Annotated in this window: 21 protein-coding genes and 1 pseudogene; 9 read left to right on the top strand and 13 right to left on the bottom strand. The window is 64.1% G+C overall.

Features of this window, described 5'->3' with window-relative positions:
- Nucleotides 1-9: 9 nt before the first annotated feature.
- The 8 genes from NKL06_RS17950 to hemC all read right to left on the bottom strand — a co-directional run bounded on the left by NKL06_RS17950 (nucleotide 10) and on the right by hemC (nucleotide 7293).
- Nucleotides 10-645, bottom strand: a complete 636-nt coding sequence (locus tag NKL06_RS17950; protein ID WP_023687739.1) for a LolA family protein — start codon at nucleotides 643-645, stop codon at nucleotides 10-12.
- A 55-nt stretch (nucleotides 646-700) separates the two neighbouring features.
- On the bottom strand, nucleotides 701-964 hold the full coding sequence (locus NKL06_RS17945) for a YMGG-like glycine zipper-containing protein (RefSeq protein WP_023670477.1): 264 nt from the start codon (nucleotides 962-964) through the stop codon (nucleotides 701-703).
- Between the two features lie 188 nt (nucleotides 965-1152).
- Nucleotides 1153-1869, bottom strand: coding sequence for a glutamine amidotransferase (locus tag NKL06_RS17940; protein ID WP_023752685.1), 717 nt, complete (start codon nucleotides 1867-1869; stop codon nucleotides 1153-1155).
- Nucleotides 1870-1883: 14 nt separating this feature from the next.
- Nucleotides 1884-2363 carry a tellurite resistance TerB family protein gene (locus NKL06_RS17935; RefSeq protein WP_023687738.1) on the bottom strand — a complete coding sequence of 160 codons (480 nt, stop codon included), beginning with the start codon at nucleotides 2361-2363 and terminating at the stop codon, nucleotides 1884-1886.
- Between the two features lie 76 nt (nucleotides 2364-2439).
- Complete coding sequence (locus tag NKL06_RS17930; RefSeq protein WP_023694472.1) at nucleotides 2440-4041, bottom strand: heme biosynthesis protein HemY; 1602 nt, start codon at nucleotides 4039-4041, stop codon at nucleotides 2440-2442.
- Between the two features lie 10 nt (nucleotides 4042-4051).
- Nucleotides 4052-5542 (bottom strand): COG4223 family protein, encoded by a 1491-nt coding sequence (locus tag NKL06_RS17925; RefSeq protein ID WP_023694473.1) that lies wholly within the window; start codon nucleotides 5540-5542, stop codon nucleotides 4052-4054.
- A 112-nt stretch (nucleotides 5543-5654) separates the two neighbouring features.
- Nucleotides 5655-6368 (bottom strand): uroporphyrinogen-III synthase, encoded by a 714-nt coding sequence (locus tag NKL06_RS17920; protein ID WP_023687736.1) that lies wholly within the window; start codon nucleotides 6366-6368, stop codon nucleotides 5655-5657.
- Nucleotide 6369: 1 nt separating this feature from the next.
- Entirely contained in the window at nucleotides 6370-7293 is a 924-nt protein-coding gene (gene hemC / locus NKL06_RS17915; protein WP_023694474.1) for a hydroxymethylbilane synthase, read from the bottom strand.
- A gap of 118 nt (nucleotides 7294-7411) precedes the next feature.
- Between hemC and tsaD the strand changes: the two genes are divergently transcribed.
- The 6 genes from tsaD (at nucleotide 7412) to NKL06_RS17885 (ending at nucleotide 11523) form a co-directional block, all read left to right on the top strand.
- A complete protein-coding gene (tsaD, locus tag NKL06_RS17910; RefSeq protein WP_196814104.1) occupies nucleotides 7412-8497 on the top strand; it encodes a tRNA (adenosine(37)-N6)-threonylcarbamoyltransferase complex transferase subunit TsaD in 1086 nt (361 codons plus the stop codon).
- Nucleotides 8494-9510 carry an NAD(P)H-dependent glycerol-3-phosphate dehydrogenase gene (locus tag NKL06_RS17905; protein ID WP_023694476.1) on the top strand — a complete coding sequence of 339 codons (1017 nt, stop codon included), beginning with the start codon at nucleotides 8494-8496 and terminating at the stop codon, nucleotides 9508-9510. Before tsaD ends, NKL06_RS17905 begins: the two co-directional genes overlap by 4 nt.
- Before the next feature lie 24 nt (nucleotides 9511-9534).
- Nucleotides 9535-9831: a YciI-like protein gene (locus NKL06_RS17900; RefSeq protein WP_023670486.1), complete on the top strand. Its 297-nt coding sequence runs from the start codon at nucleotides 9535-9537 to the stop codon at nucleotides 9829-9831.
- Nucleotides 9832-9919: 88 nt separating this feature from the next.
- Nucleotides 9920-10345, top strand: coding sequence for an EVE domain-containing protein (locus NKL06_RS17895; RefSeq protein ID WP_023683904.1), 426 nt, complete (start codon nucleotides 9920-9922; stop codon nucleotides 10343-10345).
- Entirely contained in the window at nucleotides 10300-10998 is a 699-nt protein-coding gene (locus NKL06_RS17890; protein ID WP_023694477.1) for a class I SAM-dependent methyltransferase, read from the top strand. Before NKL06_RS17895 ends, NKL06_RS17890 begins: the two co-directional genes overlap by 46 nt.
- A gap of 105 nt (nucleotides 10999-11103) precedes the next feature.
- A complete protein-coding gene (locus tag NKL06_RS17885) occupies nucleotides 11104-11523 on the top strand; it encodes a DUF1761 domain-containing protein (RefSeq protein WP_023694478.1) in 420 nt (139 codons plus the stop codon).
- A gap of 15 nt (nucleotides 11524-11538) precedes the next feature.
- On the opposite strand, the gene gcvA is transcribed toward NKL06_RS17885, so the two are convergent.
- Nucleotides 11539-12459, bottom strand: coding sequence for a transcriptional regulator GcvA (gcvA, locus tag NKL06_RS17880; protein WP_023694479.1), 921 nt, complete (start codon nucleotides 12457-12459; stop codon nucleotides 11539-11541).
- A gap of 135 nt (nucleotides 12460-12594) precedes the next feature.
- On the opposite strand from gcvA, the gene NKL06_RS17875 reads away from it, so the two are divergent.
- Nucleotides 12595-12834 carry a hypothetical protein gene (locus tag NKL06_RS17875; protein WP_023694480.1) on the top strand — a complete coding sequence of 80 codons (240 nt, stop codon included), beginning with the start codon at nucleotides 12595-12597 and terminating at the stop codon, nucleotides 12832-12834.
- 113 nt (nucleotides 12835-12947) lie between these two features.
- Here the strand turns inward: NKL06_RS17875 and NKL06_RS17870 are convergent.
- A pseudogene (locus NKL06_RS17870) lies at nucleotides 12948-13483 on the bottom strand (L,D-transpeptidase family protein).
- A 145-nt stretch (nucleotides 13484-13628) separates the two neighbouring features.
- Between NKL06_RS17870 and NKL06_RS17865 the strand changes: the two are divergent.
- Nucleotides 13629-14312 carry a response regulator transcription factor gene (locus NKL06_RS17865; RefSeq protein WP_023670493.1) on the top strand — a complete coding sequence of 228 codons (684 nt, stop codon included), beginning with the start codon at nucleotides 13629-13631 and terminating at the stop codon, nucleotides 14310-14312.
- Between the two features lie 177 nt (nucleotides 14313-14489).
- Nucleotides 14490-14945 (top strand): cyclic nucleotide-binding domain-containing protein, encoded by a 456-nt coding sequence (locus NKL06_RS17860; RefSeq protein WP_023694482.1) that lies wholly within the window; start codon nucleotides 14490-14492, stop codon nucleotides 14943-14945.
- 163 nt (nucleotides 14946-15108) lie between these two features.
- Here the strand turns inward: NKL06_RS17860 and xth are convergent, their stop codons facing one another.
- From xth to NKL06_RS17845, 3 genes are all read right to left on the bottom strand, one after another.
- On the bottom strand, nucleotides 15109-15915 hold the full coding sequence (gene xth / locus NKL06_RS17855) for an exodeoxyribonuclease III (protein ID WP_023694483.1): 807 nt from the start codon (nucleotides 15913-15915) through the stop codon (nucleotides 15109-15111).
- Nucleotides 15916-16113: 198 nt separating this feature from the next.
- Entirely contained in the window at nucleotides 16114-16794 is a 681-nt protein-coding gene (locus NKL06_RS17850; protein ID WP_023683897.1) for an outer-membrane lipoprotein carrier protein LolA, read from the bottom strand.
- A gap of 138 nt (nucleotides 16795-16932) precedes the next feature.
- Nucleotides 16933-19602 (bottom strand): DNA translocase FtsK, encoded by a 2670-nt coding sequence (locus NKL06_RS17845; RefSeq protein WP_023807693.1) that lies wholly within the window; start codon nucleotides 19600-19602, stop codon nucleotides 16933-16935.
- Nucleotides 19603-19910 lie beyond the last annotated feature (308 nt).

Here is a 19910-nt window from a genome sequence, read left to right as displayed (position 1 = left end):
CGCTGCCGACTATTTCGTTTTGGTGTTGAATTCACGGTTTGCGGCATAGTCGATAGTGAAGGTGCCCGCAGGAGCGCGAACGCCCTGCTTCACGTTGGATATGGTGACTGTCGAGGTAAGGCCCCTCTCGTCAGTCAGGGTCCATCTGCGTAGATCGAGCGATTCCCTGTCAAACACCATAGTGATATTCGAATTGCCGAAGGCCGACTTGTCGGCCAGCCTGATGATCACCTGGGCGCCATCGTCCTTGATACTTTTGAGGCGATTGCCGGAAAAGTTGACCTGATTGTCGAGGAGCAGCTTGAGCGGCGTCTTCGAGAGAGCATAAAGCCGCGATGTCTTGAGCTTCTTGTTATAGACCACCAAGGATTTTCCATCTGCAATTACGCTGACCCCTGATTGGCCTGCATAGTTGAACCGGATCTTGCCCGGCCGCTGGAGGAAAAATTTCCCTTTGGTCCTTTCCGCTCTTGGGCCCGACTGGACAAAGTCCCCGGACATGGACTTTACCGATGAGAAGTGATCGGCAATCGTCTTCGCTTCTACAGGTGCGGCCAAGGCCGCGGTCGAAAGTTCGGCGTTTATCGCGACAGCGCTGACAACGGCGAACCAGAAAGCCCGCAGTCTTTTGCTGTTATATGCCATTCAGTTATCCTACCCGAAAAGACGCGTGATCGAAAGAGATCACGCGTCTTTGAGATCAGTAGCCGTCCGGGCACTGAGCAACGTAAACTCGACCGTTCCGACCGCGATATCTGCACTGGCCGGCTTCGCTGGCGTGCCCGATGACCGCCCCGGCCAGCGCTCCGACCGCCCCGCCAACAACCGCCCCTTTTACCGGGTCGCCGGCCACTGCTGCGCCTACAGCTGCGCCACCCAAACCACCGACGGCAGCGCCTTGTTCGGTGCGGGAGCATGCCGCGAGCGGAATGAGTAGGCTCAAAATGAGCAGCGTCTTCTTCATTGGTTCTCTCCTGGGGCCGTTATTAGCCGAAGCTTAAATGCGCCACGGAGTTTTTCGATCCATCGGAGTGTTTGGGGCGCAATCCAAATCTGCGGGAACGGGCTAAGGTCCCGGATCCATCGTACACGCCTCCCAGAGGTAAGTCGTCTTTGGGCAAGCTCGGCCGTTCAGAGTAGTTGGATCTTGCTCTATCCCTCAGTAGGCTTGCCGAAGATCAGGCTCAAAAATTCGCTCAGCCAGCGCTTGAGGTGCATATCCCAGATCAGCCGGCCGCCGAGATGGTCGCGGCCGGGCTGCGCGCCGGGCAATTCGAAACGGTGCGCGCCGCGCACCACCCAGCGCTGCATCATCAACCGGGTCAGTTCGCCATGGAACTGGATGCCCCAGGCATTGTCGCCATAGCGAAAAGCCTGGTTGGGGTAGGTTTCCGCCGTCGCCAGCAGCGTCGCATCCCTGGGCAGCGAAAAGCCTTCGCGGTGAAACTGGTAGACCATGTCGGGCCAAGGCAGCAGCTTCTTGCCGGCTTCGGTCGGCTTCAGCGGATACCAGCCGATCTCGACCAGCCCCTCGCCATGCCCCTCGACCTTGCCGCCGAGATGATTGGCCAGCATCTGCGCGCCAAGGCAGATGCCGAGGAAGGGCCGGTTCTCCTTTAGCGGAACATTGAGCCAGTTGGTCTCGCGGCGGACGAACTCATCTTCGTCATTGGCGCTCATCGGCCCGCCGAACACCACGGCGCCGGCGTGTCCCTCCAGCGTCTCCGGCAGGCTGTCGCCGAGAGGCGGCCGGCGGATGTCGAGGTCGAAACCTTCCTCGAGCAGCATGTGGCCAACCCGGCCGGGGCTCGAAGTCTCCTGATGCAGCACGATCAGGACTTTTGGTTTCGAGCTCGGTCTGGGCGGCATGGAAAGGCGGAATCCTATTCGTCGCTCGACGTTCCGCTGGCGTCGGGCGCGGCGGCCGCCGCCTTGCGGCGCGCCTCGACGCGATCCTGGCGCTCGACGCCGATCAGTTCGGCAACGCGCCAGACGGTGTTGTCCTCCAGTTCATGCAGTTCGCCGTCGGCATAGACGATTTCCCACATCAGGCCGATGAAAGCCTTGCGCGCCTCGGCGTCGAGATGGCGCTTCAAGACGCTGGTGAAGGCATAGAGGTCGATCGCCTCATTGTCGGCGCGCTCGCCGGCGGCAGCCAGTGCATCGAGCTCGTCGCCGCTGATCGAATAGCTCTGCGCCAGCACCTGCTTGAACCGCTCCCACTCGACATCCTGGCGCACGCCGTCGGCATTCATCACATGATAGAGCAAAGCCGACGCCGCAACGCGCGGATCGTCCGCATTGGCGCGAGCCCCAGCCCCGGAGGGCAGGTCTTTCAGAAAGGCCAGGACGCGTTCGAACATGGTGCTCACTTCACATTATGGGAGCATGATCTTTTCCAAAAACCGGTATCCACTTTTTGGGATCATGCTTCAGGGATCAAAACAGGCGGAAGCGGCGCGGTGACTTCTCCGCTTCGTCATCGGGGTCGACGCCGGGGTCGTCGGGCAGCCGCGCCAGTTCCTCGGCAGGTTCGACGGGTTCGGCGTCGTTTGGTATTGCGGCGAAAGCGGCGGCGGTGACCGGCGTGACCTGGTCATCGCCCACAGCGGGCTTCGGCTCGGTCGGCGCCTCGCTGATCGTCTTGGCAACGGCGGGATGATCGATCACTTCGGCTTCCTTTGCCGGCTTGGCGGGTGCCGCAAGCACCGGCACATCGGCTTCGTCTTCATGGCTGTCGATGAGCTGGCCCAGCCGCTCCATCGGTGCGCGCCAGGCGAAAGCGTCGAGCTTGCCGCTGACCGGCGATACCGGCGCCCAGCGTTCGGAGACGACGCCGTCGGCGACCCAGGCCGGATCGCGCGGCGCCCTGACCGCCTTGGACAGCAATTGCCTGATCTTGCCCTGGTCCCCGGTCTCTGCCTCCTCGATATCGGCCAGCAGCAGGTAAGCGCCTTCCCGGCGATCCATGCGGATCGCCGCTTCCGCCTCGCGGCGGGCGGTGGAAAAATCCTGCGCATCGAGCGCGGCGCGCGCCACCGTCATCGACGATTCGGCATTGTTGCGCTTCAGCTCCTGCAGCTTCTTCGCCCGGTTGAGACGATCGACCACGGCATCTCCCGGCCTTGCATGGGTGTAGAGCTCGGCGATCTCGGGATGCGGCTCCGCCTTCCAGGCTGCCTCAAGGATCTTCGAGCCTTTGCGCACATCGTTCTGTTTGAACAGAAGATTGGCGGCTGCAACCGCGGCCGGTGCGAAATCGGGCGCGAGCTTGTTGGCCTCGAGTGCCGCTGTCTTGGCTGCATTGGGGTCGCTATCGGTCAGCGCCTGCGCCTTGGCGGTCAACAGCACAGCGCGGCGGCGATTGGCGGCGTCGCGTTCGATCTGCCTGGTCGACTTCTGCGCCTCCACCAGCTTCAGCGCGCCGTCCCAGTCGCCGCGCCCGGTCAGATCCTCCAGCGTCGATTCGGCGGCCCAAGCCAGTTGCGGCGCGACGGAAGCGGCGCGCCCGGCATAGTGACGCGCCGCGTTGCGGTCGCCGAGCCGCTCGGCTTCGAGATAGAGCCCGCGCAGGCCAAGCAGCCGCATTTCGGGATCGTCGAGCATCGCCTCGAATTTTTCGCGCGCGCCCTCATGGTCGCCTTCGAGCAGCGAGGCTTGCGCTTCGAGCAGCTGGATCAGCGGCTCCTGGTCGGAGCGGATCAGTTTGGCGGCTTCCTTGGACTTCTTGCGGGCCAGCGCGCCATCGCCGGCGCCGGCTGCGATCATGCCGGTCGACAGCGCCTGATAGCCACGGTCGCGGCGGCGGACGCGGAAATAGCGCGAGATCGTGTACGGGCTGTTCCACAGCGACTTGATCAGCCACCAGACGATCATCACCGCTGCGACGACGGCAACGATCGCCACCGCCGCCACCATCAGGCTGACCTGGTATTGGTAACCGTTGAAGGTGACGACCATCTCGCCGGGACGATCGGCCAGCCAGGCAAAGCCGAGGCCGAGCGCGAAGACGGCGGCGAGAAAGATGAGAATGCGGATCATCGTGTCGTCCTCATGCCTTCATCGCACCTGCAATCAGCGCGTCGACCTGCGTCTCGACGTCGATGCGCGCCTTCAGTTTGCCGGCAAAGTAGGCGCCGGCAGCCTTGACCGCATCCGGCAGCGTTGCGTATTCGCTGAGCGCCTTGGCGTAGTCGCCCTGATTGACCGCCACTTCGATGCGCGCCACGGTTTCCGGCGCGCCGGCGCCTTCGACGGCGCCGATCGGCCGGACCTTGACCAGCGATTCGGCGCTCGACAAAAGGTTCTGGAAGAAGCCGGCATTTTCATCGACCGGCGTTGCCGCCGCGACCATCGCACTGGCCGCGGCGTCGGCCTCGCCGGCGATCTCGGTGCGGGTCGGGACGCCCTTTTCAGCGTAGGGGCGCAGCGCTGCAATCTGCGGTGCATCGGGCGAGATCGCCGCGAAGGTCTCCAACTCGGCGGCGAACGGCGCGCCGCGGTCAAGCGCCGCCTTCAAGGCCGAAGCGGCGATGGCCATCGCGATCTTTGGCTGCGAGGCCTGCGCATCGACCTTGCCGGCGAGCTGCGTCACCGACTGCTCCAGCGCGGCGATCTTGCCTTCCTGCGTCTTGGCTGCCTCACCGGCCGATTTCACCAGTGCGTCGAGGCCCGCCAGTCTTTCATTGAGCGGCGCGAGATCGACGGGCGCTGCACCACCGGTCTGGCCAAGGGCGGCAACCGCGGTCTCGATCTGCTTGACCTTGTCGCCAAGCGAGGCAAGCCCGGCATTGTCGCCGGCGCCGCCCCTTTCGACCGCCGATTTCAGCGATGCGACATCGGCCTTGACCTGATCCAGCGCCGAAGACAGCCCGTCGACCTTGGCCGTTGCGGCGCCATTGCCGCTGGCTTCCCTGAGGTCGGCGATTTCGCGCTTCAGCGAAGCGATCTCGCCATTGACGCCGTCGAGCGAGACCGTGCCCGCCCCTGAGCCCGGAGCGCCAAGCACGCCGGCAAACTGCAGCCCCCCGGCGGCAGCCAGCGCGATGACACCGCCGATGATGCCGGCGGCAATGCCGTTCGTGCGCTTCGGTTGCGCGGCCATGGGCTGGTTCCCGGCTGTCCTTGGGGTTTCCTTGGGTGCACCCGGCTTGGGCGAGGCATCCTCGAAACTGTAGTCGGAGGTTCTGGCGCGCGGTGGCGCATCCGAAGCGGTGGGGTAAGGCTGCTCCGCCTGGGTGGACGCCTTCGCATCGGCGCTTTCGGGAGCGGCCTGCGCCGCGGCATCGGAGTGCTCCCACGGCTCGAGATCGGCCTGATCGGCATGAACGGGCTCGTCAGGCGTCTCCGGCTGCGCATTGGCCATGGCGGCGGCATCCTCAGCCGCAACCGACCCTGCCGGGGCCTCGACGTCGTCCGAGTTGGCGACATCCGTCTTGGCGGCATCCGCATCGGCAATGCGCGAGACAGCGCCGGGTTCGAGTTCGATGGTCACCGGCTCGCGGTGGCTTTTCGAATGTCGCATCTTCGGCGTCTTGACCATGCCTGGGCTCCGCAATCCTGCTTCGTCTGGGCGCCCGACGGCGCGTGATGGTTTGAAAAATGGTCTAGCACATCATCATCAGGTGAAAAGGGGCGGCGTGATGACACGGCGCTCAGTCGCCGCGGTGCAACAGCTCAAGCAGCGCCTCCTCCTGCGGTTCCCGCGCAATGCGTATTTTTTTGCCGGCGGCATTGTCAAACGCCGCTGCCACGCGCTCGGAGAGCGCAAAAGCCTGCATGTTTTCAAAGAGATCGCGCAGTTCCGCCCGGCTGGCCAAGGCCTGCAACGCTGCCGCCGCCTTGGCTGAATAGAGCAGCACCGCGTCGACCGCCTGATCGGACAGGCGTGTACGGATTTCAGCATCGGAATAATCGAGCGAAATCGTGTCGTAGGTTTCGACGGTGCGGACCTCGACGCCGGCCTTTCGCAGCCGCGCCTCGAATGCCGGAAACCGCACGCGCCCTGTGAGATAGACGACCGCCTTGCCGGAAAGGCCGGCAGCAATCGCCTCGGCCAGCCGCTCGGCGTCGCCCGCCCCTTCACTGACCGACAAGAACCCTGTCGAACGTGCCGCTTCAGCCGTCCTGCGTCCGACGGCATGGCAAGGCAAGGCGGCGAGCGCACGAATGAGTTCTTTCGGCGCATGCCGCACCGCATTTGCGCTGGTCACAGCGACGGCCACGGCATTGTCGCTCGCAGCATCGGCGCCAACCCGCAGTGTCACCGTTTCGGTCAGCGGCAGAAGGAGCGGCTCAAATCCCAATTCCTGCAGCCGCCGCATGGTTCGCGACGCCCCAGGTTGCGGCCGCGTCACCAGGACACGCATATCAGACCCAGCCGTCGAAGAAGGTTTCGCCCGCTTTGACCCGCACCATCCTGGCCGCGTCCGTGCCGATGTCAGCGGCATCCAGCGCCAAGCCTTCGGCCTTGACCTCATGCGATTGCGTGCCATCGGGCGAAATGATCAGCCCGGCGAAAACCAGCCTGCCGCCCGATATCGTCGCATAGCCGGCGATCGGCGTGCGGCAGGAGCCATCGAGCGCCGCCAGGAAGGCGCGCTCACAGGCCAGCGCCTGGCCTGTCGGCACATCATGGATGGCCACCAGCATCTTTTCGACCTCGCTGTCGCCGATGCGGGTTTCGATGCCGATTGCGCCTTGTCCCGGCGCCGGCGGAAAAGCATCGAGCGGCATCAGATCGGTGACGACATGGCCGAGCCCGAGCCGCTTCAGCCCGGCATAAGCGAGGATCGTGCCTTCGGCGACGCCTTCCTCCAGCTTGCGCAGCCTGGTCTGCACATTGCCGCGGAACATGACCACGTCTAGGTCCGGCCGCATGCGCCGGATCAGCGCCTGGCGCCTGAGCGAAGACGACCCGACCTTGGCGCCTTGCGGCAAATCAACAATGCGCTTCACCGCCTTGCCGATGAAGGCGTCCCGCGCATCCTCGCGCGGCAGGAAGGCGGACAGCTCCAGCCCGACCGGCAGCACTGTCGGCATGTCCTTGGAGGAATGCACGGCGATATCGATCGTGCCGGCCAGCAGCGCCTCTTCGATTTCCTTGGTGAACAGCCCCTTGCCGCCGGCTTCCGACAGCGGCCGGTCCTGGATGCGGTCGCCGCTGGTCGAAATGACGACGACCTCGAAGGCTTCCGCCGGCATGCCATGCGCTTCCATCAGCCGCGCCTGCGTCTCATGCGCCTGGGCGAGCGCCAGCGGGCTGCCGCGTGTTCCTATTTTCAAAGTTTGCATGGCGCGCGGTCCGTGATAACCCCCGGCTGGCTTTGCGTTTCCGGCGCTCTCTAACGAGGCCCGCCTCTACTAACTAGGAAAGTCCGGCGACACAATCTCTGGAGACAGCGACGAATTGATCCGCGTTCTGGGCATTGAGACGAGTTGCGACGAGACCGCCGCCAGCGTGGTGACGCTGGACGGCGATTCCGTGCCGGTGATTGCGTCCAACATCGTGCTCAGCCAGATCGAGGAGCACGCCGCCTTCGGCGGCGTCGTGCCGGAGATCGCCGCGCGTGCCCATGTCGAGGCGCTGGACGGCATTGTCGAGGCCGCTCTTGCGGATTCGGGCGTAGCCCTGGCCGACATCGACGCCATTGCCGCCACTACGGGCCCCGGCCTGGTCGGCGGACTGATCGTCGGCCTGATGACGGCCAAGGCGATTGCAGCGGCCGCCGGCAAGCCGCTGATCGCCATCAACCATCTCGAAGGCCACGCATTGACCGCAAGGCTGACCGACGGGCTCGACTTTCCCTATTTGCTGCTGCTGGTTTCCGGCGGCCACACCCAGATCGTCGCCGTGCGCGGCGTCGGCGACTACCAGCGCTGGGCGACGACCATCGACGACGCGCTCGGCGAAGCTTTCGACAAGACGGCCAAAATGCTCGGCCTGCCCTATCCCGGCGGCCCGAACGTCGAAAAGGCGGCAATGTCGGGCGATGCGACGCGCTTTGCCTTTCCGCGGCCGATGAGGGGCTCGGCGCAGCCCGATTTCTCCTTCTCCGGCCTCAAGACCGCCGTGCGCCAGGCGGCGACCGCCATCCAGCCGCTAAGCGAGCAGGATGTCGCCGACATCTGCGCCTCGTTCCAGGCGGCGGTAGCCGACGCACTTGGCGACCGCGTGGCCCGCGCGCTGGCCCGCTTCCGCGACGAATTTCCGGACAAGGCCGAGCCGGCGCTGGTCGTTGCCGGTGGCGTCGCCGCCAACAGAGCGATCAAGGCGACGCTGCAGAAGCAGTGCGCCGAGGCCGGCTTCGCCTTTGTCGCGCCGCCGCTGAAGCTTTGCACCGACAATGCGGCGATGATCGCCTGGGCCGGGATCGAGCGGTTGCGGGCAGGCCTGTCGCAAGAGAACGGCTTCGATTTCGTGCCGCGTTCGCGCTGGCCGCTGGACAGCATTTCGGCCCCGATGGTCGGCTCCGGCCGGCGCGGAGCAAAAGCATGAGCGCCGGCAACACAAGCGGCAGGGACAGAACCGGCTGGCGCGTCGCCGTGCTCGGCGGCGGCGCCTGGGGCACGGCGCTGGCGCTGGCGATGCTGCGCGCCGGTCACGATGTCCGGCTCTACGCCCGCGACGAAGAGACGGTTTCCGCGATCCGCCGCGGCGAGAACTCGCGTTATCTCCCCGGCATCGCCATTGAAACAGGCATTGCGGCGACGAGCGATATCGGCACGGCCCTGACCGATGCCGATTGCGCGCTGGCCGTGGCGCCGGCGCAGGCGCTGCGCGCCATGCTGACGACGGCAAAGCCCCATATGCCGAAAGGCATCCCGCTGGTTCTCTGCGCCAAAGGCATTGAGCGCGACACCGGCGCGCTGCTGTCGGCGATCGTTGAGGAGATTCTGCCCGAAACTCCGGTTTCGGCCCTGTCCGGTCCCAGCTTTGCCGCCGACGTCGCCAGGGGTCTGCCGACCGCTGTCGTGGTTGCTGCACGCGACGACGCCTTGGCGGCCGAGCTTGCCTCGCGCTTTTCGGCGCAGAATCTGCGCTGCTATTCCAGCGACGATTTGATCGGCGTCGAGATCGGCGGTGCTTTGAAGAATGTGTTCGCCATTGCCGCTGGCGCCGTCACCGGCGCTGGGCTCGGCGCCAGCGCGCAGGCCGCCATGGTGACACGCGGCTTCGTCGAACTGCGCCGCATCGGCGCATCCTTCGGCGCCAAGCCGGAGACGCTGATGGGGCTTTCCGGCCTCGGCGACCTTTTGCTCACCTGCTCTTCGGCCCAGTCGCGCAATTTCGCCTATGGGCTGGCGCTGGGGCAAGGCAAGCCCTTGGCGGGACTGCCGCTCGCCGAAGGCGTGCCGACGGCGGCGATCGCCGCCCGCATCGCCACCGAGCGCGACATCGACGCGCCGATCATCGCTGCGGTGTCGGCGATACTGGACGGCACGATCACCATTCGGCAGGCTGTCACGGCATTGATGACCCGGCCGCTGAAGACCGAAACCGACCTCTGATCCCCTAACAAACCGGAGTTTAACATGCTGTTTGCGTTGATTTGCAAGGACAAGCCCGGCAGCCTGCAGGTGCGGGTCGACACGCGGCCGGTCCACGTCGCCTTTCTCGAAGGCCTGAACGCCGACAACAAACTGGCCTTTGCCGGCCCGTTCCTCGACGCCGAGGGCAAGCCCAATGGCAGCCTCGTCGTCGTCGAAGCGCCCGATCTCGCCGGTGCGCAGGCGCTGTCGGCTGCCGACCCCTATGCCAAGGCCGGGCTGTTCGAAAGTGTCGAAATCCGCCAGTGGAACTGGACCTTCAACAAGCCGGCGGCTAGTTAGTTCCGACGGCGCCTAGAGCGATCCCAGGAAAAGTGTGGAACGGTTTTCCGTCCGGAATTGCGCAAAAAATAGTAGTTGGAGCAAAGACATGAACTACTGGCTGTTCAAATCCGAACCTTCGGTCTTCTCCTTCGAGGCGCTGAAGGCCAAGGGCAAGGCCGGCACGCAGTGGGACGGCGTGCGCAACTATGCAGCGCGCAACAACATGAAGGCGATGCAGATCGGCGATCTCGGCTTCTTCTATCACTCCAATGAAGGGCTGAACGTCGTCGGCATTGCCGAAGTCTGCGGGCTTGCCCATCCCGACAGCACCACCGACGATCCGCGCTGGGAATGCGTCGACATCCGCGCCTTCAAGGACGTGCCGAACCCGCCGACGCTGGAGCAGGTCAAGGCAAATCCGAAGCTTGCCGAGATGGCGCTGGTGCGGCTTGGACGGCTTTCCGTACAGCCGGTGACGCCGGCCGAATGGAAGGAAGTCTGCCGCATGGGCGGCCTGACGCCGGCTCCGTGACGGTCCTCACGCCGAACAGCGCGAAAAAGTTCATTCTCGACAACACGGCGCTTATGTCGCCGCCGCATGTGCCGGAGATTGTCCTCAATCTTGCCGACGAAGCGCATGACCTCTGGCAGCGCACGGAGAACGAGCTGATTGAAATCGGCCTGCCGCCGCCGTTCTGGGCCTTTGCCTGGGCCGGCGGTCAGGGCCTTGCCCGTTACGTGCTGGACAATCCGTCGGATGTGCGGGGCAAACGCGTGCTCGACTTCGCCTCCGGCTCCGGCCTTGTCGCCATCGCCGCCGCCAAGGCGGGTGCGGCGCACGTGATCGCCGCCGACATCGACCCGTTCTGCGAAACGGCGATCCGCCTCAACGCAGAGGCCAATGGCGTTGCCATCGACTTTTGCGGCACGGACTGCATCGGCACCGACGCCGGCTGGGACGTGGTGCTGGCCGGCGACGTCTTCTACGACAAATCCTTCGCCGACACGCTGATGCCGTGGTTTTCGACACTGAAGGCGCGCGGCGCTGACATCCTCGTCGGCGATCCGGGCCGCTCCTACATGCCGAAGGCGGGACTGGAGCCGCTCGCCGTCTACGAAGTGGCGGTGACGCGGGCGCTGGAGGACGCCGTGGTCAAGCGCACCACGGTGTGGCGCCTCGCTTGACGGCATTGCCGAACAGGCGTTCCATCGCGCATTGATTTGAAGAATACGCATGTCGTTATCCCAGAACCGTCAGGCTTTGGGCGGCATGCTTGAGGGGAGGGCTTTATGGATTTTTCAGTGGTGAACTGGCTGGCGGTGGTTGTTGCGGCCGTCGCGGCGTGGCTGTTTGGCGCGGTCTGGTACACGGTCCTCAGCAAGCCTTGGATGAGGGCGGCCAGGATCGATCCGTCAACGTCAAAGAAATCAATATTGCCCTTCATCATCTCCTTCATCGCCGAGCTGATCATGGCGCTGGTCTTGGCCTTGGTCGTCGGCGCGATGACGGGCGGCGAGCCGGTCCTTGTCGCAGGGCTGGTCTTCGGCTTCGTCCTCTGGCTGGGTTTCGTCGCCACGACGCTGACGGCCAACCATCGCTATGAGAATTTCGGCTGGGACCTGACCCTGATCGACGGCGGCCACTGGCTCGGCGTGCTGTTGATCATCGGCGCGGTGATCGGCTGGTTCGGGACGCCGGTCGCCGGCTGAGGCCTGCAGAAGTCGTCAGGTCTGCGTCCTGGCGACTTCGTCGAGGATCCATTCGCGGAAAGCGATGATGCGCGGATCGTTGGCAGTGCTCTCGGGATAGACCAGGAAGTAGCCGAACTCCGGCCCCACGCGCAGACCGAGTTCAAAGGGCTGCACCAGCCTTCCCTGGGAAAGGTCGTTTGCCACCATGGCGAACTCGGCGAGCGCCACGGCATTGCCGTCGAGCGCCGCCTGCACGGCATCGGTAGAGGTTTCAAACACGATAGTCCGGCTGTCGTCGAAATCGTTGATGCCGGCCGCCGCCATCCACATGCGCCAGTTCGGCCATGTCACGCCTTGGCGCGACCATTCGATATGGGCAAGCGTGTGGTTGAAGAGGTCGCGCGGTTCGCGCAGCGGCGGGCCGGAGGTCAGCAGGCTCGGGCTGCACACCGGAATGAGGATGTTGTCGAACAGGCGATGGGCGCGAAGCCCCGGATACTTGCCGACCCCGAACCGGATGCCGACATCGACGTCGTCGAGTTCGAAATCGCGCACTTCGTAGCCGATGTCGAACCTCAGCTCGATACTGGGCTGAAGTTTGCGAAAATCGTCGACGCGCCGCATCAGCCATTTTGACGCGAACTGCGCGTCGAGCGTTACCTTCAGCAATGCCGTGCCGCGCGTCAGCTTGCGCGCCCGCGACACCGCCCGGTTGAGCAGGTCGAGCGCATCGATCGAGGCCTCGAACAGCACCGTACCTGCCTCGGTCAACCGGATGGTACGACTGGTTCGCGTGAACAGCACCAGCCCGAGCTGATCCTCGATTTCCTTGATCTGGTGGCTGACCGCCGCCGGCGTCAGCCCGAGCTCGTCGGCAGCGCGGGTGAAATTGAGGTGGCGGGCGGCGGCTTCCAGAGTCCTCAGCGCGCGCGTTCCGGGCAACAGACGGGACATCAACGTATCCTCAAATAAAACTTGACGATCCGAAAAGAACTACTCGTTTCTCTCATGTATTTCAATGCGGCATGATGCATCCATCGAAACACCATCAAGCCGGATTTGATATCCGGCGGAACACGGGAGCGCATCATGTCCATCTTCGTTTTGAACTCGCCAGCAGCTCGCTCGAACTGGTTGCATGCCGTAACGGACTGGCTTCGCCATGCGAAAGTCGCCATCAACCTGCCGCGCCAGGACGTGGAGGATCTGTCGGATCGCCAGTTGCGCGACGTCGGCGCGCAGCGCAAGGACGTGACGCGGGCCGTGGACCGGGAACTCGGCCGGCTTGGATTGCTGGACACTGGGTGGCAGAAGCCGAGAAGGCGTTAGGCAATGGTGAGTAGTGAGTAGTGAGTAGTGAAGGATTGAAACGACGCCGAGACCATCCTACTCCCTACTCCCTACTCCCTACTCCCTACTCCCTACTCCCTACTCCCTACTCCCTACCTCACCACCCTCACCACCGTCCGGTCCGACACCAGCGGCAACAGCCGCGCCATTGTCCGCGCTGTCACCGCCACGCAGCCTTGCGTCGGTGTGAAGCCTGGGCGCGCCAGATGGAAGAAGATGGCGCTGCCACGGCCGCGCCGGCGCGGCGCCATGTTCCAGTCGAGCACCAGGCAGGCGTCATAGAGGCGGTCGTCGCGCCGCATTCGCTCATGGCTGGCGCCATAGGGGATTTTCACCGGCCGGTTGTAGTTGCGGTCGTCCGGCACCTCGCACCAGCCGAGATCGGCGCCGATCGGCGCCATCGCCAGCCGGGTTTGCGGCCGGCCGCGAAATGATCGCCCCGAAAATATCCTGACAAAATCCGCATCTCGCCAAGCGGCGTCGCACCGTCGCCTTCGCGCTTGTTGGCCGAGATGCCGCCGCGTCCGAGCGCGCAGGCAAACACCTTGCTGCCGGCCTGCAATATCCCCTGGCTGGGGTTGCCCGGCCTCGCCCGAACCACCAGCACACGCAGCCCTTTCGGCAAAATTGCGCCGGCTGCATTGCGATCGCGTTTTTTCTTGTATGATCGTGTCACGGAACAAATCACTGTGATCGGACTGTTGCGCCGGTCAGCTTCCGCATAAATGGGGGGCGGTCAACTGAAAATTCTTTTCAAAACAATGGATTGATCCATGACATCACGTACCATTCTGATCGTTGACGACGATGACGACCTGCGCGGAACCCTCGTCGAGCAACTGGCCCTTTACGAAGAATTCGACGTCTTGCAGGAAGCGACCGCCGCCAAAGGCGTCGCCGCGGCGCGCGGCGGGCTCATCGACCTGCTCATCATGGACGTCGGGCTGCCCGACATGGATGGCCGCGAGGCGGTGAAGATCCTGCGCAAGGGCGGCTACAAGGCGCCGATCATCATGCTGACCGGCCACGATACCGATTCCGACACAATTCTGGGCCTCGAGGCCGGCGCCAACGACTATGTCACCAAGCCGTTCCGCTTCGCCGTGCTGCTCGCCCGCATACGCGCACAACTGCGCCAGCACGAGCAGAGCGAAGACGCCACCTTTTCGGTCGGGCCCTACACGTTCAAGCCCAGCCAGAAGCTTCTGATCGACCAGCGCGGCGGCAAGGTGCGGCTGACCGAGAAGGAAGCCTCGATCATCAAATATCTCTATCGAGCCGACCAGAAGGTGGTGACGCGCGACGTCCTGCTCGAGGAAGTGTGGGGCTACAATTCCGGCGTCACCACGCACACGCTGGAAACTCACGTCTACCGGCTGCGCCAGAAGATCGAGCGCGATCCTTCCAATGCTGAAATTCTTGTGACAGAAAGCGGCGGCTACAAGCTGGTTCCTTAAACTTTTCATTGTTCAATAAGCGGTCGGGGCGGGACTGTTTCGGGGAGGATCCGGCTGGGGGAGCCTGGATCGGCCCGCTGCGCAGATTGAAGTGTTAGAGCGTCCTTTGCGCGTTCAATTGGACACGCGGCGCTCTAAGGGAGGGATTGGACTGACCGTTCGGGGACGCAGCTAGAGATGGCGCTGGATGACGACATCCGCATCCTGTCCGCCGTGAAGCTCTTTGAGGGTTTCACGCAGGAACAGCTGCGCCTGCTCGCCTTCGGCGCCGAAGCCACCCATCTGCAGGCCGACCGCAAGCTGTACCGCGAGGATGACGAAGCCGACTCGGCCTATATCGTGGTCAGTGGCCGCATCGTGCTCTACCGGGAGCAGGGTGGCGGCCGCATCCCGATCGGCACCGCCGGCCCCGGCACGATCCTCAGCGAACTGGCGCTGATCGCCGACTCAAGACGGCTGACCAGCGCCTCGGCCGAGACCGATTCGGAAGTGATAAGGTTGAGCCGCAAGATGTTTCGCCGCATCCTGGAGGAATATCCCGAAGTGGCGGTGAAACTGCACCAGCGCATCCTCGATGATTTTCAGGCGATGATCGCCCGCATCGAGAAGTTGGCCCCAAGGTTTGGCGGGTAGGTCCCCGCGACCGCGCTCACGCTTGGGTGTGTCGAGATTCAGGTCAGGCCGAGTCGAAAATGGCTGATACCGAGAACCGGAGCGGAGCGTACTCAAAGTACGCGAGCACCGGAAGCGCAGGTATCGGCCATTGGAGGCCGGCCTCACCTGAATATCGACACGCCTAATCCAGGTCGAACCGCGCAATCACCGGCACATGGTCCGAGGGCCGCTCCCAGCCACGCGCCTCTCGCAGGATCTCATAGCCGGCAAAGCTCGGCACCAGGTTCGGTGACGACCAGACATGGTCGAGCCGGCGGCCGCGGTTCGAGGCTTCCCAGTCCCGCGCGCGATAGCTCCACCAGGTGTAGAGCTTCTGCTCTGGCGGCACGTCGAGCCGCATCAGGTCGACCCAGTCGCCGGCGATCCGCATCGCGTCGAAATTTTGCGTCTCGACCGGCGTGTGGCTGACGACGTTGAGCAATTGCTTGTGCGACCAGACATCGTGCTCCTGCGGAGCGATGTTGAGGTCGCCGACCAGGATCGAGGCCGACACCTCGTCATGCGCGGCGCGGATGGCGTTCATCTCGGCAACGAAATCGAGCTTGTGGCGGAACTTGCGGTTGATCTCCGGATCGGGCTCGTCGCCGCCGGCCGGCACGTAGAAATTGTGGACCAGGATTGCCTTGCCGCCGGCCTGCACCTTGACCGACAGATGCCGGCTGTCATCGATCTCGCAGAAGCGCCGTTTCTCGACAATCTCGATCGGCCGCCGCGCCACCGTCGCAACGCCGTGATAGCCCTTCTGGCCATGGAATGCGATGTGCTCGTAGCCGGCCTTGCGGAACGCCTTTTCTGGAAACAGCTCGTCGGGAACCTTCGTCTCCTGCAGGCAAAGCACATCGGGCGCCTGCTCCGTCAGCAGCCGCTCGACGATCGGCATGCGCAGGCGCACGGAATTGATGTTCCAGGTGGCGATGGCGAAGGGCATGCGGCGATCCGAACAAGGTCGCCGATCTACTGCCAGCCGAGCGCCACAAAAACAAGCCAGCCTTTGCGGGCGGCGGCCCTGATTCAGGTCAGGCCGAGTCGAAAATGGTGGTCTCCGAGAACCGGAGCGGAGCGTACTTAAACCACGTGAGCGCCGGAAGCGCAGGAGATCGCCATTTGCAGGCCGGACTGACCGGATCTAGCGGTGGTTGGTGTTCAGCTCGCGGTTCGCCGTATAGTCGATGGCGAACGTATCCGCAGGGAAGCTGACGCCTTCCTTGGTGTTGTAGATCATCACCGTGGTGTCCTTGCCCTGCGCGTCGGTGATGGTCCACTGGCGCAGATCATAGGATTTCGGATCGAACATCATGGTGATCTTCGAATTGCCGAACACCGACTTGTCGGCAAGCTGGATGGTGGTGAGGTCGCTCTCTTCCTTGATCGATTTGACGCGGCCGCCCGAGAGGTCGATCTTGGTGTCGAGCAACAGCTTCAGCGGTGTCTTCGACAACGGATAGAGATCGGACGTTTTCAGCCGCTTGTTGAGGATGACCACCGACTTGCCGTCGGAAATCACCCGGAAATTCGACTTGCCGTCATAGTTGAAGCGAATCTTGCCTGGCCGCTCAAGGAAGAACTTGCCGCCGGTCTGCTGGTTGTTGGGGCCGAACTGGACGAACTCGCCGCTCATCGATTTGACCGAGGAGAAATGGTCGGCGATCTTTTGCGCCGTCGGCGGCACCGCCGCCTGCGCCGAGGCCAAGAGCTGGAACCCCGGCACGACGTTGATGGCCGCGGCGCCGGCAAGCATCAGGCCAAGGCCGAGCAACTGGCGACGGTTTGGAGCGAAATCGCTGATCGCGGAAAGATCGTTTTTCATGCCGGTCACTCTCGTGTGGTGTGTGTCTCGTTGCAGTCCGTGGACGCCCAGTTAGACTTAAGTTTGGCGGGCCGGACAGCGCTCAGTCGCTGTAACGCGCCAAAAGGTTCAAGGTTGCCGCCGGGCCGTATCGGCTGATCAGAACTTGTCGTCCTCGGTCGGCACCAGGATTTCGCGTTTGCCGGCATGGTTGGCCGGGCCGACAATGCCTTCCTTCTCCATCTTCTCGATGATCGAGGCGGCGCGGTTGTAGCCGATGCCGAGCCGGCGTTGGATATAGCTGGTCGACGCCTTGCCGTCGCGCAGCACGACCGAGACCGCCTGGTCGTAGGGATCGTCGGAATCCTCGAAATTGCTGTTGCCGCCACCGCCAGCGCCGCCCTTGCCCGACGGCTCGTCATCGTCCTCGGCGTCATCCTCGGTGATGGCGTCGAGATATTCGGGCACGCCCTGCAGCTTCAGATGGGCGACGATCTTCTCGACCTCGTCGTCGGCGACGAACGGGCCGTGCACGCGCTGGATGCGGCCGCCGCCGGCCATGTACAGCATGTCGCCCATGCCGAGCAGCTGCTCGGCGCCCTGCTCGCCCAGAATGGTGCGGCTGTCGATCTTCGACGTCACCTGAAAGGAGATACGGGTCGGGAAATTGGCCTTGATGGTGCCGGTGATGACGTCGACCGACGGACGCTGCGTCGCCATGATGACATGGATGCCGGCCGCGCGCGCCATCTGTGCCAGGCGCTGCACCGCGCCTTCGATGTCCTTGCCGGCGACCATCATCAAATCGGCCATCTCGTCGATGATGACGACGATGTAGGGCATCGGCTCGAGATCGAGGTTCTCGGTCTCGTAGATCGCCTCGCCGGTCTGGCGGTCGAAGCCGGTCTGCACGGTGCGCGAGATTTTTTCGCCCTTCTTTTCAGCCAACTGCACGCGCGCGTTGAAGCCGTCGATGTTGCGCACGCCGACCTTGGACATCTTGCGGTAGCGGTCCTCCATCTCGCGCACGGTCCATTTCAACGCCACCACGGCCTTCTTCGGGTCGGTGACCACCGGCGTCAGAAGGTGCGGGATGCCGTCATAGACGGAAAGTTCGAGCATCTTCGGGTCGATCATGATCAGCCGGCAGTCCTGCGGCGTCAGCTTGTAGAGCAGCGACAGGATCATGGTGTTGATGGCGACGGACTTGCCGGAGCCGGTGGTGCCTGCGACCAGCACATGCGGCATCTTGGCGATGTCGACGATCACCGCCTCGCCATTGATGGTCTTGCCCAGCGCCAGCGCCAGCTTGGACTTGGTCGTCTCGAAATCGCGGCTGGCCAGGATCTCCCGGAGATAGACGGTCTCGCGCTTGGCATTCGGCAATTCGATGCCGATGGCGTTGCGGCCGGGCACCACGGCGACGCGGCAGGCAATCGCGCTCATCGAGCGGGCGATGTCGTCGGACAGGCCGATGACGCGCGACGATTTGATGCCGGGCGCCGGTTCCAGTTCATAGAGCGTGACGACGGGGCCGGGCCGCACCGCGATAATCTCGCCCTTGACGCCGAAATCCTCCAGAACGCCTTCGAGCAGGCGCGCATTCTGCTCCAGCGCGTCCTTGGACAGGCTGGCGTCGCGCACCACGTTCTTCGGCTCCGACAGGAAATGCAGCGACGGCATTTCGAATGTTTCCGAGCCGATCAGCGAGGTCTGCGCCTCGCGCTGGACGCGCGCGCCGGGAGCGGGACGCGGCGCAGGTGCGGCGACCCGGGTCGCCGCATCTGACCGGAAGTTTTGCACCTTGGCGTTCGGCGCGGCACGGCGCTGGACCGGCTCGTCGTCGAGTTCGACCTCCTCGTCGCCATTGTCGAAGCCGGCATCGAGGACGTCGTCATCGTCCGGATCGACGGAAACGCTGCGGTCATTGACCATGGCGGCGAAGAATTCCGGCTCGACGCGGGCGCGGCCATCCGGGCTCATCCGCGCTTCGGCGAATTCCGCCGATTCGACCCGTTCGGCGGCGCGGCGCCATGCGGTGGAGCGCTGCTCCATCTCCGGCTCGAACTCGTCGCGCTCCTGCTGGCGGCGCACAGCCCGGCGATGCATCCAGGCGCGGAAAGACAGCCACCAGTGGGTAACGGCGCCGAGCGCCAGTATCCCCTCGTCGCCCTCGTCCTCGTCTTCGTCGAAGAGCAGGTCGTCCTCTCGGGGATCGGGCTCCGCGGTGCGCTCCATGACCGCAAAGCCGTTCTTGCGCGCAATCAGCGCCGAGCCATAGGCAAACAGCCACAGCGCCGGCGCAATGAGCACCATGGCAATGATGCTGGCAACGATGCCGGTCGGGTAGCCGCCAATGCCCAGGCCCGGAATATTGAGCACCATGTCGCCGAACACGCCACCGAGGCCGGTCGGCAACGGCCACGTCTTGGGCGGCACCACGCAGCCGGCCATCGCCGCCGCGAGCAGCGCGAAGCCGAACCAGGCAAGGCCGCGCTTCGGCAGCCTGTCGACGCCGCGCGCCGAAAACAGAAGAAAGCCCCAGATCACCGCCGGCACCAGGGCGGCAACCGCGGCAAGGCCGAAGAACTGCATGGCGAGGTCGGAGAATACCGCGCCCGCATAGCCCATGGCGTTGGTGACGATGTTGTCGGTGGCGTGCGAGAAGCTGGGATCGGCGACGTTCCAGGTCGCCAGCGCCGCGACGCCAAAGGCGACCAGCGCAAACAGGCCGGCGCCGACCAGCCGCCCGACCTGGCGCCGCGCGAATGCCTGGATGCCGTGCCCCGTATCGGTCAGCGCGAGCGGTGCTGAAGCCCCTGAACGCATGCTTCGTTCCCCGTCTGTCATGGACTGGCCGGGCGCATGACGCACTCCGGCAGATTCGGATGTCAGACTATCGGGGGGAAGGTTAAGGCCGCATTAACTATACGCACCCAGAGCCACGATCTTGCTCACTCCACTGTAGGCAGTCTCAACAGTTCGGAACCAATCCGGTCGACGTCTCCCCGCCGGCGGCCATCACTAGAACGTGATTGCGCAGGGACCGAGGCCTGCCAGCACGGTTGCCAAAAAGAGAGGCCCGGAATGACCCGGGCCTCAAAGCGTGAACTCCTTTCGGGAGCGTCACGACGGGA

This window comes from Mesorhizobium sp. C268A (assembly GCF_040324475.1).
Lineage (GTDB): Bacteria > Pseudomonadota > Alphaproteobacteria > Rhizobiales > Rhizobiaceae > Mesorhizobium.
Note: the sequence above shows the minus strand (reverse complement) of the source record. Positions and strands in the feature narration are given on the sequence as shown.

Excerpts from the sequence above, each read along its gene's own strand:
- NKL06_RS17940 (WP_023752685.1), bottom strand. The coding sequence starts at position 1,869 with ATGCCGCCCAGACCGAGCTCGAAACCAAAAGTCCTGATCGTGCTGCAT.
- gcvA (WP_023694479.1), bottom strand. The coding sequence starts at position 12,459 with ATGTCCCGTCTGTTGCCCGGAACGCGCGCGCTGAGGACTCTGGAAGCC.
- NKL06_RS17925 (WP_023694473.1), bottom strand. The coding sequence starts at position 5,542 with ATGGTCAAGACGCCGAAGATGCGACATTCGAAAAGCCACCGCGAGCCG.
- NKL06_RS17845 (WP_023807693.1), bottom strand. The coding sequence starts at position 19,602 with ATGCGTTCAGGGGCTTCAGCACCGCTCGCGCTGACCGATACGGGGCAC.
- NKL06_RS17920 (WP_023687736.1), bottom strand. The coding sequence starts at position 6,368 with ATGCGTGTCCTGGTGACGCGGCCGCAACCTGGGGCGTCGCGAACCATG.
- NKL06_RS17890 (WP_023694477.1), top strand. The coding sequence starts at position 10,300 with ATGGAAGGAAGTCTGCCGCATGGGCGGCCTGACGCCGGCTCCGTGACG.
- NKL06_RS17850 (WP_023683897.1), bottom strand. The coding sequence starts at position 16,794 with ATGAAAAACGATCTTTCCGCGATCAGCGATTTCGCTCCAAACCGTCGC.
- NKL06_RS17860 (WP_023694482.1), top strand. The coding sequence starts at position 14,490 with ATGGCGCTGGATGACGACATCCGCATCCTGTCCGCCGTGAAGCTCTTT.
- NKL06_RS17930 (WP_023694472.1), bottom strand. The coding sequence starts at position 4,041 with ATGATCCGCATTCTCATCTTTCTCGCCGCCGTCTTCGCGCTCGGCCTC.
- xth (WP_023694483.1), bottom strand. The coding sequence starts at position 15,915 with ATGCCCTTCGCCATCGCCACCTGGAACATCAATTCCGTGCGCCTGCGC.
- hemC (WP_023694474.1), bottom strand. The coding sequence starts at position 7,293 with ATGCAAACTTTGAAAATAGGAACACGCGGCAGCCCGCTGGCGCTCGCC.
- NKL06_RS17950 (WP_023687739.1), bottom strand. The coding sequence starts at position 645 with ATGGCATATAACAGCAAAAGACTGCGGGCTTTCTGGTTCGCCGTTGTC.
- NKL06_RS17900 (WP_023670486.1), top strand. The coding sequence starts at position 9,535 with ATGCTGTTTGCGTTGATTTGCAAGGACAAGCCCGGCAGCCTGCAGGTG.
- NKL06_RS17905 (WP_023694476.1), top strand. The coding sequence starts at position 8,494 with ATGAGCGCCGGCAACACAAGCGGCAGGGACAGAACCGGCTGGCGCGTC.
- NKL06_RS17945 (WP_023670477.1), bottom strand. The coding sequence starts at position 964 with ATGAAGAAGACGCTGCTCATTTTGAGCCTACTCATTCCGCTCGCGGCA.
- NKL06_RS17865 (WP_023670493.1), top strand. The coding sequence starts at position 13,629 with ATGACATCACGTACCATTCTGATCGTTGACGACGATGACGACCTGCGC.
- NKL06_RS17895 (WP_023683904.1), top strand. The coding sequence starts at position 9,920 with ATGAACTACTGGCTGTTCAAATCCGAACCTTCGGTCTTCTCCTTCGAG.
- NKL06_RS17935 (WP_023687738.1), bottom strand. The coding sequence starts at position 2,363 with ATGTTCGAACGCGTCCTGGCCTTTCTGAAAGACCTGCCCTCCGGGGCT.
- NKL06_RS17875 (WP_023694480.1), top strand. The coding sequence starts at position 12,595 with ATGTCCATCTTCGTTTTGAACTCGCCAGCAGCTCGCTCGAACTGGTTG.
- NKL06_RS17885 (WP_023694478.1), top strand. The coding sequence starts at position 11,104 with ATGGATTTTTCAGTGGTGAACTGGCTGGCGGTGGTTGTTGCGGCCGTC.